The 16,225-nt window shown below is 68.9% G+C and carries 17 protein-coding genes; 6 read left to right on the plus strand and 11 right to left on the minus strand.

Translation table 11 applies throughout. From position 1 onward, the window contains the following. Nucleotides 1–2 precede the first annotated feature (2 nt). The 8 genes from AB0M82_RS01320 to AB0M82_RS01355 form a co-directional block, all read right to left on the minus strand. Nucleotides 3–983, minus strand: coding sequence for a thiopeptide-type bacteriocin biosynthesis protein (locus AB0M82_RS01320; RefSeq protein WP_364716380.1), 981 nt, complete (start codon nucleotides 981–983; stop codon nucleotides 3–5). Further along, a complete protein-coding gene (locus tag AB0M82_RS01325) occupies nucleotides 965–2,167 on the minus strand; it encodes a lanthionine synthetase C family protein (protein ID WP_364716383.1) in 1,203 nt (400 codons plus the stop codon). Before AB0M82_RS01325 ends, AB0M82_RS01320 begins: the two co-directional genes overlap by 19 nt. Then, a complete protein-coding gene (locus tag AB0M82_RS01330) occupies nucleotides 2,164–5,292 on the minus strand; it encodes a lantibiotic dehydratase (RefSeq protein WP_364716384.1) in 3,129 nt (1,042 codons plus the stop codon). The genes AB0M82_RS01325 and AB0M82_RS01330 overlap by 4 nt, the downstream gene beginning before the upstream one ends. A 92-nt stretch (nucleotides 5,293–5,384) precedes the next feature. After that, a complete protein-coding gene (locus tag AB0M82_RS01335) occupies nucleotides 5,385–5,564 on the minus strand; it encodes an FxLD family lanthipeptide (RefSeq protein ID WP_364716385.1) in 180 nt (59 codons plus the stop codon). A 54-nt stretch (nucleotides 5,565–5,618) separates the two neighbouring features. Continuing rightward, nucleotides 5,619–6,854, minus strand: a complete 1,236-nt coding sequence (fxlM, locus tag AB0M82_RS01340) for a methyltransferase, FxLD system (RefSeq protein ID WP_364716387.1) — start codon at nucleotides 6,852–6,854, stop codon at nucleotides 5,619–5,621. Between the two features lie 94 nt (nucleotides 6,855–6,948). Beyond that, entirely contained in the window at nucleotides 6,949–7,296 is a 348-nt protein-coding gene (locus AB0M82_RS01345) for a hypothetical protein (protein ID WP_364716389.1), read from the minus strand. A 328-nt stretch (nucleotides 7,297–7,624) separates the two neighbouring features. Further along, on the minus strand, nucleotides 7,625–7,975 hold the full coding sequence (locus tag AB0M82_RS01350) for a hypothetical protein (RefSeq protein ID WP_364716390.1): 351 nt from the start codon (nucleotides 7,973–7,975) through the stop codon (nucleotides 7,625–7,627). A gap of 11 nt (nucleotides 7,976–7,986) precedes the next feature. Continuing rightward, the gene (locus AB0M82_RS01355; RefSeq protein ID WP_364716392.1) at nucleotides 7,987–8,358 is read right to left on the minus strand and encodes a hypothetical protein; all 372 of its coding nucleotides are present in this window, start codon (nucleotides 8,356–8,358) and stop codon (nucleotides 7,987–7,989) included. Between the two features lie 363 nt (nucleotides 8,359–8,721). Between AB0M82_RS01355 and AB0M82_RS01360 the strand changes: the two genes are divergently transcribed. The 3 genes from AB0M82_RS01360 to AB0M82_RS01370 all read left to right on the plus strand — a co-directional run bounded on the left by AB0M82_RS01360 (nucleotide 8,722) and on the right by AB0M82_RS01370 (nucleotide 11,709). Continuing rightward, nucleotides 8,722–10,008 carry a hypothetical protein gene (locus AB0M82_RS01360; protein ID WP_364716398.1) on the plus strand — a complete coding sequence of 429 codons (1,287 nt, stop codon included), beginning with the start codon at nucleotides 8,722–8,724 and terminating at the stop codon, nucleotides 10,006–10,008. Further along, nucleotides 10,001–10,882 carry a phosphotransferase gene (locus tag AB0M82_RS01365; RefSeq protein ID WP_364716400.1) on the plus strand — a complete coding sequence of 294 codons (882 nt, stop codon included), beginning with the start codon at nucleotides 10,001–10,003 and terminating at the stop codon, nucleotides 10,880–10,882. Before AB0M82_RS01360 ends, AB0M82_RS01365 begins: the two co-directional genes overlap by 8 nt. A 281-nt stretch (nucleotides 10,883–11,163) precedes the next feature. Beyond that, nucleotides 11,164–11,709, plus strand: a complete 546-nt coding sequence (locus tag AB0M82_RS01370) for a hypothetical protein (RefSeq protein ID WP_364716403.1) — start codon at nucleotides 11,164–11,166, stop codon at nucleotides 11,707–11,709. 135 nt (nucleotides 11,710–11,844) lie between these two features. Here AB0M82_RS01370 and AB0M82_RS01375 read toward each other — a convergent pair whose 3' ends face one another. After that, nucleotides 11,845–11,973 carry a hypothetical protein gene (locus tag AB0M82_RS01375; protein WP_364716406.1) on the minus strand — a complete coding sequence of 43 codons (129 nt, stop codon included), beginning with the start codon at nucleotides 11,971–11,973 and terminating at the stop codon, nucleotides 11,845–11,847. Nucleotides 11,974–12,087: 114 nt separating this feature from the next. Between AB0M82_RS01375 and AB0M82_RS01380 the strand changes: the two genes are divergently transcribed. Then, nucleotides 12,088–12,243 (plus strand): hypothetical protein, encoded by a 156-nt coding sequence (locus AB0M82_RS01380; protein WP_364716409.1) that lies wholly within the window; start codon nucleotides 12,088–12,090, stop codon nucleotides 12,241–12,243. A gap of 163 nt (nucleotides 12,244–12,406) precedes the next feature. Here AB0M82_RS01380 and AB0M82_RS01385 read toward each other — a convergent pair whose 3' ends face one another. Further along, nucleotides 12,407–12,901: a hypothetical protein gene (locus AB0M82_RS01385; protein WP_364716412.1), complete on the minus strand. Its 495-nt coding sequence runs from the start codon at nucleotides 12,899–12,901 to the stop codon at nucleotides 12,407–12,409. 400 nt (nucleotides 12,902–13,301) lie between these two features. Here AB0M82_RS01385 and AB0M82_RS01390 point away from each other — a divergent pair, with 400 nt between their 5' ends. Then, nucleotides 13,302–14,420 (plus strand): NucA/NucB deoxyribonuclease domain-containing protein, encoded by a 1,119-nt coding sequence (locus AB0M82_RS01390; protein WP_364716415.1) that lies wholly within the window; start codon nucleotides 13,302–13,304, stop codon nucleotides 14,418–14,420. A 27-nt stretch (nucleotides 14,421–14,447) separates the two neighbouring features. Further along, nucleotides 14,448–14,975, plus strand: coding sequence for a hypothetical protein (locus AB0M82_RS01395; RefSeq protein ID WP_364716416.1), 528 nt, complete (start codon nucleotides 14,448–14,450; stop codon nucleotides 14,973–14,975). 192 nt (nucleotides 14,976–15,167) lie between these two features. On the opposite strand, the gene AB0M82_RS01400 is transcribed toward AB0M82_RS01395, so the two are convergent. After that, on the minus strand, nucleotides 15,168–15,923 hold the full coding sequence (locus AB0M82_RS01400; protein WP_364716419.1) for an NACHT domain-containing protein: 756 nt from the start codon (nucleotides 15,921–15,923) through the stop codon (nucleotides 15,168–15,170). Nucleotides 15,924–16,225 lie beyond the last annotated feature (302 nt).

The raw sequence follows: 16,225 nt of genomic DNA on the forward strand, positions 1-16,225 counted from the left end.
GGTCAGCTCGGGGGCAGTAGCGCCGTGGTCGCCGCGCGGGCGAGGATGCCTTGGCTGGTGGCCGAGAGACCGAACCGGTTCCAGTGGAAGATCACCACGTGGGTGAGGATCGCGCGGAGGCCGCGGTCGAGGTGTCCTTCCGCGGCGTCGTGACCGAGCTGCCGGCCGGCGGTGACGAACGCGGCGAGCCAGGGCGCGGCGTGGCCGACCGGCCCGCGGGGGGTGAACAGCGCGTTGTCGGCCAGGTCAGGGACCGAGAGGAGGACGCGCACGTTGTCGGCCAACGTGCTGATGCGCGCGGTGTCGGCGTCGGTGGGTGCGGGGCGCAGCCGGGCGACCCGGTCGAACACGTCGCCGCACTCGAACGCGTCGAGCCCGGCGGCGCGCATCAGTCCGCTCAGCAGCAGGATGGACAGTTCCCGGCGGCCGAGGCCGGGAGTGTCCTGGCGCAGGTAGTCGAGCACGCCAACGCTGTCGGCGCAGAACAGGTCATGGACGGTGTCCATGCCGGCCGGGCCGCCGAAGGCGGCGGTCTCCGGCTCGTACACCGTCGGCCACCAGCGCGCGATGACCCCGGCGCCGGTCAGCTCGTCGAGCACGCGGTCGACGGCCGCGATGTCCGCGCGCAGCAGCCGTAGCCGCCAGCAGGGATGTTTGCGCAGGAACCACCAGCCGGCCAGCGCCCCATCGGCGCGGAGCCGGTCCAGGGCGGGTCCGAGCGTCGTGACGCCGACCGTCTCGGCGGCCGACCAGTCGGCGAACTCGACACGCACCTGATACCAGGCGCCTTCAGCACGGCGTTCCAGCGCAGCGAGCCCGGCGGCCTGGTAGGTCCGCACGGCATCGTCGAGGTCGGCCAGGCCCAGGGCGTGGCGAGCCGCGACCGTGGCCGGGTCGGCACCGGCGAGCACCGCCAGCACCGCGGCGTTGAGACCGGTGGGCGCGGTCATCCGGGGCGTGGTGGTCAGGCGATCAGCAGGCATGCGTCCCATCCCGTGTGAGGCGGCGTGCTGCGCCGCGCGGTCTCCAGCGCCAGGTCCACCCCGGCGCGTCCGGTCAGTAACCCGCTCGCGTTCGCCTGGTCGCCGTCCTCGTCACCGCGCGACCACGCGAGCCGGTCGGCCAACGCCGGAAGCCGGCGGGCGAGCGCTGGGCCACGGGCGTCGAGACAGGTGCGGTAAGCGGTTTGGTACACCCCAGCGACGCCGTGGCACAGGCCCGGCTCGGTGATCCGGTCGAGCTGCGGGTCCGCCAGGCTCGCGGCCAGGGCGTCCTCGGCGGCGTCCTGACGGTGCACGTCATCGGTGGCCAGAGCAGCCAGTTGCTGGGCGCGGGCGATGCCGACCGTCCCGTAGCACCAGGAGGCCCGGCCAGAGCCGGGGTCGACGGGGCGGCCCGTGCGCAGCTCCTCACGGGTGATCCACTGCGGCCACCACGGCCCGTCCGGTCCGTCCTGGCGCCACCGGTCGAACCACTGCGTGAGCACAGCGATCGACTCGTACTGGCCGTCGACCACGCGCCCCTGCCGGGTGGCCAAAGCGAGGAAGGCCAGCAACCCGGCGACGCCGTGGGCCATGCCGAAGTTCGCGTGTCCGCCGGGAGTCGGCAGGATCTCGTCCGGGTCGTGCGCCACCCACCAGCCCGGCAGCTCGACACCATCCTCGTGGCGCGGCCGGGTCGCCACGGTGACCACGTACCGCAGAATCCCGGCCAGCTCGTCGCTGTCGGCGTGGTGACGCAGCAGCAGCGCCCCGATGCCGGTGAGCCCGTAGAACAGGTCGTACTCGGCGAAAGCGGCGGGCTCTCCGCGGTCGATCCGGGTACCGGCGGTGGCCAGCCGCCGCCGGGTCAGGCGCAGGACGTGCTCGTCCATCGTCTGGCTGGCCGCGCGGTAGCGGGGATGGCGGTCGGCGGCGGCGTGCAGCAGGAACGCGACCGCGGGCGCCCCGTAGTACAGGCCGGCATGGTCGGCGGCGTCGACCGGCCCCGCCACCACCCGACGAATATGGTCCTGCGCGGTGGCCCAGCTGCCGGAGCCGGTCCAGGCACGTTCGACGTGCAGCAGCGCGTCCCCCACCGCGCCCCGGGCCAGCGACTGGCCGGCCACCTCGTCGAGGGTCAGCGTCACCTCGCCGCCCTCCGGTCGCGGGTTCGTGGCGGGCGTCATTGGGCACCGGCCAGGGCGAGCAGGCGCAGCGCGACCGCGCGGGCGAGGCGGCCGGTCTCCTTCTCGAACGTCGGATCGACGCCGATGGCGCGGATGTGGTGCTCGTGCAGCAACGTGCGCAGCACTACGCCCGGCTCGCGACCCTGCAGGGCGAGGACACCGTGGTAGGCGTGCAGCGCGGTGTCGCGGGCACGCCACGCGGCGGCGACCGCGTCGCCGCCCGGTAGCGCGCGGACCGCGCGGTACTGCTGGTCCGGGTCGGCCACCGCGAGTGCGCAGTCGCGCAGCTCCCGGTCCAGCGGTCCGTGCTCCTGTTGCAGGCAGCCGAGCAGCGCCCGGTACCCGGTCTGGGAATCGGGCGCGAAGGACGCGGCCAGGTGCGCCATCGACGCCGCGGCCAGCGCCTGAGCCGGAACCCCGGACGTCTGCGCCGCGGCGAGCTGGGCGATGGCGGCCGTCGTGTCGGTGGCGAACACCTGTACGGCCGCGGTGAGCGCGGGGCCGTCGCCGTAGCGGGCGCGGTGCTGCGGCGCCGGGGCGAGGGTGAGCTGGCCGGGCAGCCCGCGGGAGTCCAGGTCGGCCGCGAACGCGGCCAGCCGGGCGGCGATCGGCCCGTACTGCTCGGGGCTGGTCAGGCGCAGGAACACGGCGAGGTGCTGATCGGTCTCGGGCCGGATCATGTCGCGGTGCCGCCGCACCCACCACGCCTCGACCGGCCCGCCCGGGTCACTTTGGTCGTGGGGTTCGGCGACGAACCGGGGCAGGTGCGCGGTGAGGATCTCGTCGAACCGCGCCGGGTTGCCCACCAGCTGCGCGTGCACCACGGCGGCGTCACCGGGCTGCAGGGCGGCACCGGGTGCGGCGGTGGCGGGCAGCGGCCGTGCGGGCGGGGAGATCGCGGTCATCGGGATCAGCAGCTCCGCCGGCCGCCCGATCCAGCCCTGTCCGTCGGGCGGGCCGCCCTCGTGCAGTTCGACCCGGTCAGTTCTGTCCAGGTGGGCGTGCAGCAGGGCGAGGTCGAGTTCCTGGTCGAGGTCCAGCGGCAGGCGCAGCTCCCCGTGGACGAGCACTATCCGTGCCGGTACCCGCCAGCGCTGCCGCCATGACCGCAACGCCTCCTGCCTGTCGTTGCTTTCGGGCCGGTCGGCGAGGTCGGTGCTGGAGAGGCGCCAGCGGGCGGCGGCCAGGACTGTGCACCGGTAGCGGATGCGCGGCACGTAGGGCAGGACACGGGCGGCGCCGTGATCGAAGCCGCGGAACACCGCGCTGCGGGCGTCGGCGACCTCGGCGAGGAACCGGGCCAGCGGCGGGCTCTGCGCGGCGGTGTCCAGGGCGTGCGGAATCCGCGGGATCACCCGCCGGCCGGTGGAGACCTGCACCAGGTACATCTGCTCGGCGTCGGCGGTGACCGCCAGGTCGTCCACTCCGACGATGGTGAGGTCCGGGCGCGTCGGATCGGGGTGCTCCGAGAGCGACACGACGGCGCCGAGCAGTGGCGGCACCCGCACCACGTTCTCGTTGTGGGGGCGGCGCGGCGGAAAGGACAACTGCACCGCTACCGTGTCCGGCCCGTCCTGGTCCGCCGGTCGTGCGGCGTAGGTCGTGGCCAGCCGGGTGTGGTCGGCCTCGTCGAGCAGGTTGGCGAACCGGCCGGCCATGCTGGTGTGTGCGGGCGGCGCGGCGGTGACCCGCAGCCGAAACTCGCCGCGGTCGATCGCCGCGGTCGAAGCGGCGTGCACCTCGGCGCCCAGTTCGATCCGCTCGGGCGGGACGACGTCGGCGTGCTCCCCGACGGTCAGCGCCTCGACGTCGGCGTCGGTCAGTTCGATCTCCGGCGCTCCGGACAGGGTGGCCTGCTGGATCAACGCCAGGAGGGCGGCGTCGCGGTCGGTCAGCACCCGCCACGCGGGCCGGGCGCGTGGCGCACCAAGGTAGCCGGCGGGATATCCGAGGCCGGAATCGGCGAGCAGGTCCCGCACCGGCACCAGCGCGCGGGGACCGTAGCGGGCGAGGAACCGGGCGTGATAATCCAGCCACGCTGCCGTCCCGAAGGGTTGCGTGCTGGTCCGCAGCAGCACGGTGGCCGCCCGCGCGGCCTCGTCGAGCACCCGCTCCGGGACGGTGATCGTCGCGTCGATGCGCACGTCGGTGGCCACCGTAGGGCTGGCTCCGGGAACCAGGGCGGTCATTCGGGTGGCGACCGCCGCCCGGATTTCCCTTGCCTGGTCAGGATTGCTGGTGTGGTTGTGCCGGGCCAGGTCGGCGCTGATCGCGTCGAACTCGCGCAGATCGGTGGCGACGTCGTCGAGGGTGTCCGCTCCGGCCGCGTGCAGGGCACCGGTCAGGTGGGACACCGCGTCGGCGCTGGTCATCGGCGGCCGCAGGCTCGTGATCAGCACACCGGCGTCGACCAGCCCGTGCAGCAGTGCGTCGATCTTGCCGGAGGACGCGGACGGGAACTCGGCCGTCATCTGCTCGGCGAGGGTGTCGAAGCGGATCGGCGAACCGGCCGCGGCCAGGACGAACCGCACCGGACGGGTCAGCCGCACCGAGGACTCCCGCAGCGGCCCTGGCGTGGCCGCGCCGACCTCGGCGCGGCGGTGCACGATCACGCGCCCATCGCGCACGAACCGCGCGTCGTCCACCACAACGGTCAGGCCAGGGCGCAGGTCCGGGCGCCGTTCGAGCCGGTCGATCAGCGTGGTCAGCCATTCGCCGTCCACCCGCGCCACGACCCGATGCCCCATGCCGACCTCGGCCGCCGCGGGGCCGACCCTGGCCGCAGCGACCCCGGCGAACAGGCCGAACGGCGTCGCCCGACGCTGCCAGCGCAGCATGTAGGTCGCCACAGAGACGACAGCGCGACGCAACTCCTTCGCCGTGCACGAGGCGGTCTCATCGCCCAGGATCTGGTCGAGGCGCTCGGCGAGAACGGGACTGGCCAGTGCCAGGGCGTCCCGGACCTCCGGGCGCGCCCACACTTTATCCAGCCATGCACGGCCTTGCTGTTCCACCGCGGTCGGGTCGGCTGGGTTCAGTTGTGTGGGTGGGTCGAGATCGCCGGGATCGGTGGTGACGCGGGCCAGGACAAGGCCGGTGTGCTCATAGCGCGGGGACACGGTCATGGCGATTCGCTCTCCTCACCCGGTCACGATCAAGAGCAACTTCTGCAGTCGGCGCCCGAGCCAGACTCGGGCGCCGACGGGAAGGGGTTGGATCAGAACGGGTCGTTGGAGAACGTGGTGCACGCGCTCGTGCTGCAGGTGCTGCCACACCCGTCGCTCGTGTCGCACATCATGATCACGAGCTTGGTGCTGGACTCCACCACGCGCATGTCCAGCTCGAACTCCGCGTCGTCGACCACGTCGACGGGTTCGACGGCCAGTGCTGCTGACATTCGGTTCGCTCCTCACTTCTCGGGGTTGTGCAGGGCTCCCTGGTCAGCGGCGGCTTACGCCTCCGGCAACCAGGAGATCGTGGCCACGCCGTGCGTCTTGACCAGCACGGCCGTGTCCTCGCCGAACTCGGGACGGGTGGAGCCGGTTGGCCAGTAGGTGAAGGCGGGTTCGCGGTCGCGGCCCTCGCGGTCCCATGCCTGGATCTGTTCGACCATCGCGGTGGCGGCGGCTTCGCCGTGTACTCCGTAGGCGCGCGCGCCGAACTCCGATCCGCCGCCTTCGGGAAGGGGGCGGACGGCCAGGTAGGCGAAGGAGTCGCCGTGCACGGCGCCGAAGGGGAACCAACTCTTGCGTTCGGCGGCCAGGTCGGTGCCCTCGTCCACGGCCAGCTTGCAGAAGCCGGGCAGGAACGCGGCGAACCACAGGTGCAGGTCGGCGAAGGACACGCCGTGCTTGATCGTGACGCCCGACCACACCTCGGTGCGCTCGGTCTTCAGGACCCCGTCCAGGAGGCTCATGTCCGCCGGAACGTCGCCTTCGAAGCGGAGCTTGACGTGGTGGCCGTTGCGGTCGGGCAGCAGGAAGACCCGTTCGTCGCGGGCGCCCTCGCCCTGCATCGGGACGAACCCGGCGACCTCGGCCGAGGTGCTGACCAGGTGGTCGCCCTCGCGGTGGAAGGCGATGGTGCGGGTGATGCCGTTCATCCGCAGCGGGACGACGATCGTGCCGTCGGTGGACAGGTGCTCCAGCCACGCCGGGGCGAGGTCCCAGGCCCCGACGGTCACCAGGATCGCGTCCACGGGAGCGTCGAGCGCCGGCAGCGGGTTCTCGGCGTCGGCCTGCACGACGGTGACCCCGTCGCCGTAGCCGGTCTGCTCCAGCAGTTCGCGGGCGCGGTCGGTCACCTGCGGGTCGATGTCCACGCTGACCACCCGGCCGTCCGGGCCGACGATCTCGGCCAGCAGTGCGGCGTTGAAGCCGCCGGACCCGATCTCGAGCACGCTCATGCCCGGACCGAGCCCGGCCTGCTCGATCATCCGGGCCTGGATGTAGGCCGCGCTGGTGGAGGAAATGACCACGCCGTCCGGGTCGCGTTTGATCGCCACCGAGTTGTCGACGGCGTAGGTGACGTCCAGCGGAGTGCCTTCGGCGACGAACAGGTGCCGCGGCACGGTGCGGAACGCCCGCTCCACCGCCGGGGAGGTGATCATCTTGTTGGCGAGCAGCGTGTCCACCAGGGCATCGCGGAACTCGGCGGCGCTGGCATCGTCATGTCGGAGTGTGTTCACTTGATTACCTTTTCAGAGGGGTCTGACAGTTTCGGGGTCCTGTGCGTCTCAGCGAGGCCGGGGCTCGCCGTGAGCGGTGGGACGGTGGACTTGGTCACGAAGCCTCCAGCGTCGCGACGGTCGACCGACCGGCGCCAGCCGCGTGCCTGCTGGTGCGGTGCTCGGGAGGGCCGGCGGCGGCGATCAGGTGCTGGTGGGCGATGGTCCAGACCGTGCAGGGATGGCGACGGTGCCGACGCCGTCCTGAACATTGCGGGCACCGGCCGCGTTCGTCCGGCTGATGCGCGGTCAGCAGGCTCCGCCACGCCCCGGTCAGGCGGGTGATCTCGGTGTCGGCGAGGGCGGCCCTGGACGGCTCGTCGCCATCGTGGGCGAGGCGGTCGAGATAGTCCAGCCGCGCGAACACAACGCTCCGGAGGGCTGAGCTCAGGACTTCATCCACGGTCGGTCTCCTCATCAGGGGCGTCGGACGGCCACGCATGCACCCCGGGCGATGCTGGATTCGCGCGCGGTGGCCACAAGCGGGGGTGCAATTCCAGCGGGACGAGGTCGCCGACCCGCATTCGCGCTGTGCGCACGCGCCGGGCCGCGTCGTGGAAGTCGTCGCAGGGCCAGAACCGTCCCGGGCAGGTCGAGCACACCGCCGGTGCACCGGGCTCGGGCAAGTGTCGGGTCAGGTCGTTAATCGCCTCGGCGGCACGCCCGGCCGGGCTGTCGGCCGCGACCATCACCCCCGCCATCGACCGGATATTCGCCCCCTCCATCGCGGTTCACTCCATTCCAGACGGCCCGGTAGGTGTCTGCAGGGCCGGAAGCCGGGGCCGTCCCAGCCGCGGATCGGTGACCAGGTTGTCGTAGGCGCGGCCCAGCTCACCCAGCTGCGCCGACGCGACCCGCACCTGCGGGTCGCTTGCGTCCACATGGGCGTCGGCCAGTAGCTGGCCGCGCACCCAGACCGTCACCATCCAGTTGATGAGCTGCACGAGCGACTCGGTGTGCAGTACGCCCGCACGACCCTCGGCGAGTTCGGTGGTGACCCAGCGGCCGATCCGGTCGATCAGCACCGCAGGCGGCGTCGCGGGCGTGCACGGTGCGCGCAGCCGCGGCGAACATCGGATCATCGGCCCGGGAGTCACAACGGTCGGCTGTCCGTCGAGACCGCGATGGCAACGAGCCGATCGAACAAGTACGGCTCGCCGCCGTCACTGATGTACTCGGCGATGTACATGGCCGGCCGCGCCCCCGAATGCGAGTCCAGCACGATCCGCACCGCCGACCCGCTGCGCGTATCGACAAGCAAGTCCTCAGTAGGCCCCTGACGGTGGACAATCAGCCTCCCCAGCGCCGCGGACAACACGTCGGCGATTCCGGACGTCACCAGCTGCGGAATATAAACCGCCGATTGAAGCGGCCTGTTCTGCACAGCACAGATTGCCTCGTCAACGACGTCGCCAATCGCCGACACCGGCACGGTGGTCATCATGGTCACTTCCGATCTGCTCATGGCGAACGCGTCCTGGATCCGGCTCGATCACCCGCTCTGGCGCCTGCTCGAACACCGGCAAAAACCCGGCGCCGACAACCGTGACCTATTCACGGGAAGCACCCTCCGCGTACGCAACCGGCAGTCACGTTGCGCGAGACTCGGGTGGTCCATCAGCTGGGTCTCGTCGTCACGTCCGGTCGCCTTGACCGTGCTTCGGTTCACGACATACAGCCTGTTCAGCGACCTGCCGAATGGGAACCTGAAAGGTGGCACCCTGTGGCCTCGCAGGGCCTGGCCGAGGCCTCCGCCTGCGCCGCCCATTGCCGCCGACTGCGCGTTCGTTCACACTGAGTTGCAGATGATGGCAGGGCGGGAGAGCTGATGGAGCGCTGGACAGCAACGAGCGCCGCCGCACTCTGCGCGGCAATGGGATGCACTCTCGGCGAGTTCGCGCAACACTTGGGGCTGTCTCACTCGACGGTCGCGAAATGGAATCGCACGACCAATCCGAGAACTCCCGGCAGGGAGGCGCAGGAACTGCTGTCGGTGGCGTTAGCGCAAGCGACGCCGACTGTCCGGGCACGTTTTCACCAGACCATGGGCGCTGTCCCGGACAGCATCGGGGGCGTCCCGTCGAAGCCGACGGACTTGCTGGTCGACGTCGACGACGCCGCCGCGCAGGCCGAGCAACTCGCGAACGACGTTGCGGCACTGGGCTCGGACGTGGAGCTGATCGAGCACCAATACGCCGAGCTGTCCCGCCTGGCGATCGCCTACGTTCACCAGCCATTGCCGGCCCTGTTCTCCGAGCTGCACCAAGCCCACAACACCCTCGCACGAGCCTTGCGAACACCCCATCGCCCCAGCCAAACCCAAGACCTGATGTTCCTGACCGGCGTGGCATCCCTCCTGCTTGCTCACGCAAGCCAGAACCTCGGCAACCCCGGCGCCGCGCTGAAACATCTGCGAGCCGCTGCCACCTTGGCCACCGCTGTGGACAGCGCCGCACTGCGCGCCTGGAGCTATGGCTCCTCCGCGCTGCTCCACGAATGGTCCCGGCGGCCGGATGCCGCCGTCAGAGACGCGCTCAAAGGACTGCAGTACAACGCCGGACCACAAACCCGCGTGCGGCTGCTCTCCATCGCCGCACGCTCCGCTGCCCGCTCACGGCAACCCGAATTGGCCCGTCAGCTGCTGGTCCAGCTTCACGAACCACCGGGTCGAGGGTTCGTCACGGCGGACGCGGTCGAGGGATTCGGCGGACTGCTGTCCTTCCCCGACACCAAACGGACCTACTATGCCGGTGGAGCACACGCCCTGCTCGGCGACTACCCCGAGGCACAGCAGCTCGCCGCGCACGCAATCGTCTCCTACGAACAGGGACCTCCGGAAGAGCATTCCTACGGCGACCTGGCGTTGGCCCGCATCGACCACGCGCGGGCCTGCCTCGGCCAAGACAACCTCACCGGGGCCACCACCTCGCTCGGACAGGTGCTCAGCCTGCCCGAGGACCGGCAGATCAAGCAGCTCGACGGCGCCCTCACGACGCTGCGCGACCATGCTCGGCAGCTGGGGCTGCAGCAGCACCGGGCCGCCGGCGCGTTGGCCGACCAGCTGACCGACCACCTCGCCCGGCAGCCCCGCGCTCTACCATCGGCACGTGCCTGACCTCGCCCGCGCAGCCGCGCTCGACCTCGCCTGCCGCCACGCCGGCCTCGATCCCACCGGCGCTGTTGCACTGCGCAACCACGCCAACGGCGTCTATCTGCTGCCCGCAGCCGGCGACACCGGCATCGTGGTGAAAGTCGCCGCACTGGCAGCTCGAGAACAGGCCAATCGGGCTGTGCGCCTGACCCAGTGGCTGACCGACCAGGGTTTCCCCTGCACGCGACCGGCTGAGGTGGACCAGTCGATCGAGGTCGCCGATTACGTGGCGACTTTCTGGGTGTTCTATGACCAAACCGACCGCGGCGTTCCCAGTGCAGGCCACCTCGGCTCGCTACTGCGGGTGCTTCATCAGCTTCCCGCCCCGCCAGTCAAGCTGCCGACCGCTGCGCCGCTGTCGTCGTTCGCGGAGGCCGTCGCCGCCGACTCCACCCTGCCAGACGACGACCGCCGCTGGCTCATCGGCGAACGCGACCGACTCCTTGACGACTTCCAAGGCCTAGCGTTCCCGCTGGGAGCCGGTTTGATTCACGGAGACGCCTACCCGGGTAACACGCTCTGGGACGACGACCGGGTGTTGCTCGGCGACTGGGATGAACCTGCTTGGGGGCCCCGCGAACTCGACCTCGCGAACACTATCCAGGGCGGCATCCGCTTCGGCCGCACACCCGCCGAACTGGACGCGTTCACGACGGCATACGGGTACGACCCCCGCGATTGGACCGGGATCGACACACTCGTTCGCATCCGCGATCTGCATACCCTCGGCAGCTTCCTACGCCGCGCCGGAAACGGAGACGCAGCCGCAGCCGCGGAACTTCAACGGCGTATGCAGTCGCTGCGATACAACGACCGCAGCTCCTGGATCGCTGCTTAGGCTCGGCCGGAACGCAACCCGCCACGTTCCAACTCAACACTTCGGGGACGACGCGAGTGACGCTTCGTCGATCGCGTCGCGCCACTGCGGGTACACCTCGTCCAGCGCGCCGGCCAGTTGCAGCCCGCTCGACCGCCGCGGGATTCCCTCGGCGCGGCCGTGACGGGGTCATCCGGCTCGAAGCTCCCCTGAGTTTCGTGCGTCGTGGACCTGTACGGCGGTTTCACGACGCACGCTGACGTGCCGCCTGCACGGGTCGTCGGCGTCTACAGTGAATGATCGTGACGGCCTCCGAGAAACCTCCGACGCCAGGACCGTGGGATCCGCCGGCGCCGCGGGAGCTGCCGGCGATGCGCGAAGCGCTGGCCGACTCGCTGCGCAACCCGTTCCAGGTGCAGGCGCTGGTCTACAACCTGGCCAACCAGCGCGGCACCGTGCCCGCCCGCAGCCGCGACCTGCCAGCCGAGGCCGCGCGGCTGCTGGCCCAGGAACGCACTCGGCTGGCCGGGGCGGAGCTGTTCTACGTCACCGAGGACATGACCAGACTGGCGCTCGCCGCGGCCGAGACCTTGCCGGTGCACAACCTGCACCCCGAAGACATCCCCGCCCAGACCGGGTTCGTGGTGTTCGCCGAGCCGATCGGCGCCTGCCTGCCCGAGACGCTGCCGGACACGCCCGCCGACGTCGCCGGCGTGGTCTCGATCGTCGCCGCGAGCTGGGGACCGCTCGGCGGCGACCCGGGGATGTGGATCACACTGTGGTCGGCCAGCGACCGCGCCGCGGAGATCCCGCTGCTCATGAAGTACCGAAACCTCTCGCGCACCTAGGCCGAGGGACCTCTACCGTCGCACCCGCGCGGAACTGAACTGGGACAACGAGCTGATGTACCGGTTCGGCGCCGCGGGCATCCGGGTCAAGGAGACCACCGCATCCGGCGTGATCATGCACGGCGAGGACTTCGACTAGACCGACGTCGGCTGGGCGCAGGTCGAGAACACCACGATCGCGTGGGGCCAGGTGCTGCGAGCGACGTGGCTGCTGATGGCCCAGCCCAGCGTCACCGCGGTCGAAAAGCTGCCGCTGCTGCGCACGCTGCGACGCCGCGCCGAACGCGAGGGCTACAACCCCAGCGCCGTGCGAGTGGTCCGCATCCGCGACCGCGCCGACGCCCGGACCGCGAACATGACACCGGCCGCAGCTTCCGGGTGCGCTGGCACTGGCGCAACCAGTGGTACCCCTTGCGAGGGGAGCACCGCCCCGTCTGGATCAACCCGCACGTCAAGGGACCACAGGACGCGCCATTGCGCACCGGCGACACCGTCCACGTCCTGGCTGCCGGCCCGGGCGTCGCCGAGGAATAGCACACGGTGTCGAGTCCGAGCCCGGGTCGGCGGGTGGGTTCGCGGTCCGGCTCGGTCTGGCCGGGATCCGTCACGCCCGCGCCGACCTCGCCGCGAAGTCCGGGCCGATGACCACGGCGGAGGTCGAGACGCTGGTGGTGGCGGTGGCGCCGACCCTGCAGCGCTACATCAGCCGCGAAATCGCCTGAACCATCCCGGTGGGGTCCGGCTCAGTCAGGGCTTCGTCGAAGGTGACGGTCCATGCGCAGGCGTTCAAGCATGGCCGGCAGGCCTTGGAAAGCCAGCCGTGACCGACTTCGGTGGTGGCGGCCGCGGTGCGCCGGTTGATCAGCAGGTGCGGGTTCGGCGTGACTGCCCAGGTCGCTCGGCGATAGGCGAGCCAGCTGCGCAGCCGGATGGCGTGTCCGCGAGCGGCGTGGATCGTGGCCAGCGCGAGGATCAGCGGATCGGCCGGTCGCACCGCGGCAGCGACCGTGCGCCACACCTCCTCGTCGGGCAGCGGTTGCAGGATCGCGCCAGCAGCGGCGCCGATCCGGATGCGGGAGCTGGGGTCACGAAAGACGACGCCTGCCATTTTCGCCATGCGGAACAGCGACCGCAGCGCGACTAACGTCGCCTGACGACTGTTCCCGGACAAGGGTTCCAGGGAGGCCAGCACGTCCTCGCGGGTAACCTCGCGCAGATGCCTCCTCTTCGCCTCCCATTTCTTGTCAAATTATCACAAATTTTCACCAGGGCTACGCCAGGTCAGTGACCTTCCTACCATTGACCCAAAATCAGACATATACTCCCCCTGGGGAGGGGTGAGAGATTGCGTTCATCGACGATCAGTCTGCCGCAAGTTCTAGCGCCAGCCTGCAATTCCAGCACATCCGATTGACGGCAATGAGTCGGCGTGGGCAAGTCATGATCAGCAATCATTATATTACCGCCCTCCTGTGAACAACCGGAGTACATTCGATCGAGAATCAATGATCAATTGGAGAGTCCGATTGCAAGACAAGCGACTTATTTGGAGACACACTTCAAAGGTTGCCCGATTTTCTCTGGCTTCCGCCTTGATCGCGGCAACACTGAGCATTATTTCCGAACCAGCCGCCGCCGCTGCGGGAAATCAGCAACCTGAAATACTTTCAACCATAACAGGCAAATTGCCTGCTCAGCTCGACACCTGCGCTCAGAAATCTCGCGAGATGCGCAACGCCGGCAAGCCAGAGACTTTTATGTGCACGCGCCCACCCAAGCTTGAGGCCTCGCAGAGTCCCGCCGCAAAGGCGGCGGCAGCAGCAGGACCAAGCAGTCGCATCTGCGAACTTATCGGCGACAACATGTTTGGGCAACTAAAGAAACGAGAGGAGTGCGTTAAGTCCAATCGAGGGCTCATTATTGTCGTAGGTGGCAAACCTGTCGGAGAATACGACTTTCACGTTACACTGTACTCGGCAACCAATAACACAGGCCTTCGGTCGACAATGAGCATTTACATTACCCCCTACGCTGCCACTGGCACGGCGGCAAGCAAGCAATGGCGAGCCAACGGGCGATCTTTCTGCGAGGGAGACTGCACAACACAGGGAAGTTTCGGATACACGCGCATGTCTCTAGGGCAAACCGTTCAAGGAGATTTCATCGTAGACTCCCTGCTGTCGCCCACAGGTGGGCCGCAAATTCGCGAGGGCGCGCCTTACGTAGACTACTTTATCGGAACAGTTGGCGAAGGGCCCGTCCAATTCAGCGACAGCCTGATCATCCCGATTCGCTGCGACAACGTCTTGAAGGGCAACATTGGACCCGGATGCGTCTTCCGCGGAAACGGTCTCTTGGTCTACCAGCCAGCCGAAGTACCCGAACTCGTGAACCATATTCAGCACGCCCAGAGTCTTGGAATCGCAGGCAACGCGACGACCGGTCCCCTGCACCGCGAAACCGATGATGCAAAAATCAGCCAGAATCGAAACAAGGCATGTCCGTCGAGCCTGCCAAGGCCTGAAGGCCAAGAGTGCGACGAATATGCCTTCGCAAGCACCAAAGAAGGCGCCGCAAGCGGCGGCCCCTACGACGCCGAGATGATCGACGGCGAGCAAAATCGGTTAGGTGGCACTCAACTGGCCTCGATGTACCTCCAGCAACGCATGCTCGACAATGACCACTTCTACGTTATATTCTACGAACTGTAGGTCAGCATACGAGCAGGGACAGCTTCCATGGCCACTCCAAGACAAGCCGCCGAGGCAAACGTCCACGTCAGCTATCACCAGTTGCAGATCGTCGAACGCGATGTCATCGATGACGGTGACGCACTTTCGTGGCGAAGCAACGGCCTCGTCGATGTACACCGGACCGGTCTCGCGACCGTCGCATGTGGTACGCACACAGGATACGTGTCGGTCAGAGTGGAACTGTACGACGATGAGCCATCCGTATCGGTCAGCGAATGGGACGACGTCGTGGAGGTCTCCCTCGCAGCGCCCCGTGGCCAACTTCGTATCGTTGGCTTGATGTCGGACGTCAGCGACGAGCTGCCTATGATAAGCCATCGTGGGCCGGGCGAATACCGGCTGCGAATACACGCTCGCGACAGAGACAAAGCCGCCTACCCAACGGTCGGCGACGAATTGTCGCGGCCGGCCGAGCTGTTGCTTGTGCAGTGCTGGCCGCAAGGTGAAGCTCCACAACGCGTACACAAGACCACAGATCGGTATGGAGCTGAGCTGCGGAAACTCGCAGATTAACGATAGTCGGACGGCTGGCGTGCTGGGCAACGCCCGGCCCGCCAGCCACCCGCCGCACCAACTAACGCGGTCTCATGCCATTCCCTTCAACCACGCCGCAAGATGAGCACGAAGCCTGCAGCTAGTGATCCACGATGACTAACGGGGTCTCGGCGAGGCGCCGCAGCGCGGACCGCGTGCCGATGGCCGCGATCAGGTCGTCACGACGGTCGGTGATGGTCCGTCGCTCGGCATCGCGGCGTGCCAGCGTGCAACGAACGTCCGGACGTCGCGCGGGGTCATCGGCTGCAGCGCAACCTCGGTGAACGCCTCCGCGTCCAGCCAGTCAGGCTCGACCGCTGCCGACCGGCTCGTGAGGACGTACCGGGCTCGCGGGAACGCACTGATCAGCTCGCCCAGCCACGCCCGGACCTCCGGCCGGCGTTCGGCGAGCAGTTCATCGATCCCGTCCACCAGCACAACGGCCTTACCGCTGCGCAGACGCTGCTGCACCCAGCCGGTCGGCATCTCATCGGCGATGTGCCGGCCGACCTCGTCGAGAAAGCGCTCCAGTGCGGGCAGTTGCGACCGGGTGAACAGTCGCAGCCGCAGCAGGAACAGATCCACATCCGCCCAACCATTGACGTTCTGCATCCGCACGCGGTCCGCACGGTCGTCCCAGCAGGCCGTGACCCGTACGCCGCCCCCGGCCTCGATGTCGAGGAACAGGTACTCGTCGAGGCGACGGTGCACTGTCCGGCGACCGTAGGTCACCTCTGGCAGCCCTGCAGCGACGATCGCGGCTGCATTCTGGTGCCTGATGCCGGGCACGAACACTGCCGGAACCAACTGCGCGGTCTGCAGCTCAGCCACCAACTCGTGAATACGGTCTTCACCGCGGAGAACCTGGGGCACGGTGTGCAGCAACTCGGACAGGGACGTCCTCGGCGCCGGAAAAGCCGCGGTCATCGATCGCTCCTTCGCAGATAGAGGGGCAGTGGCCCCGGACCGGTCCGGCGTCGGATCGGATTAACTTCTGGCCGAGGCGCGCCGACCGGTTGCCTCCTCGTGGGTTAGGGGCACCCCGACGGCCGGGACCACGTCGAACACGAGGCGAGACGGGACCGCGCCGCGGTAGGGACGTCCGACGTCACCTGGTGGAGCGGTACGACCGAACGTCGGTGTGCCATAAATGACCATGGAGCGATCTCGCCAGGTCCACCAGGGCACAAACCGGACCGATACTGACCCGACCTTGCCTTGGGCGGCGC

Origin of the sequence: Amycolatopsis sp. NPDC051128, from assembly GCF_040682715.1 — a bacterium.
GTDB lineage: Bacteria > Actinomycetota > Actinomycetes > Mycobacteriales > Pseudonocardiaceae > Amycolatopsis.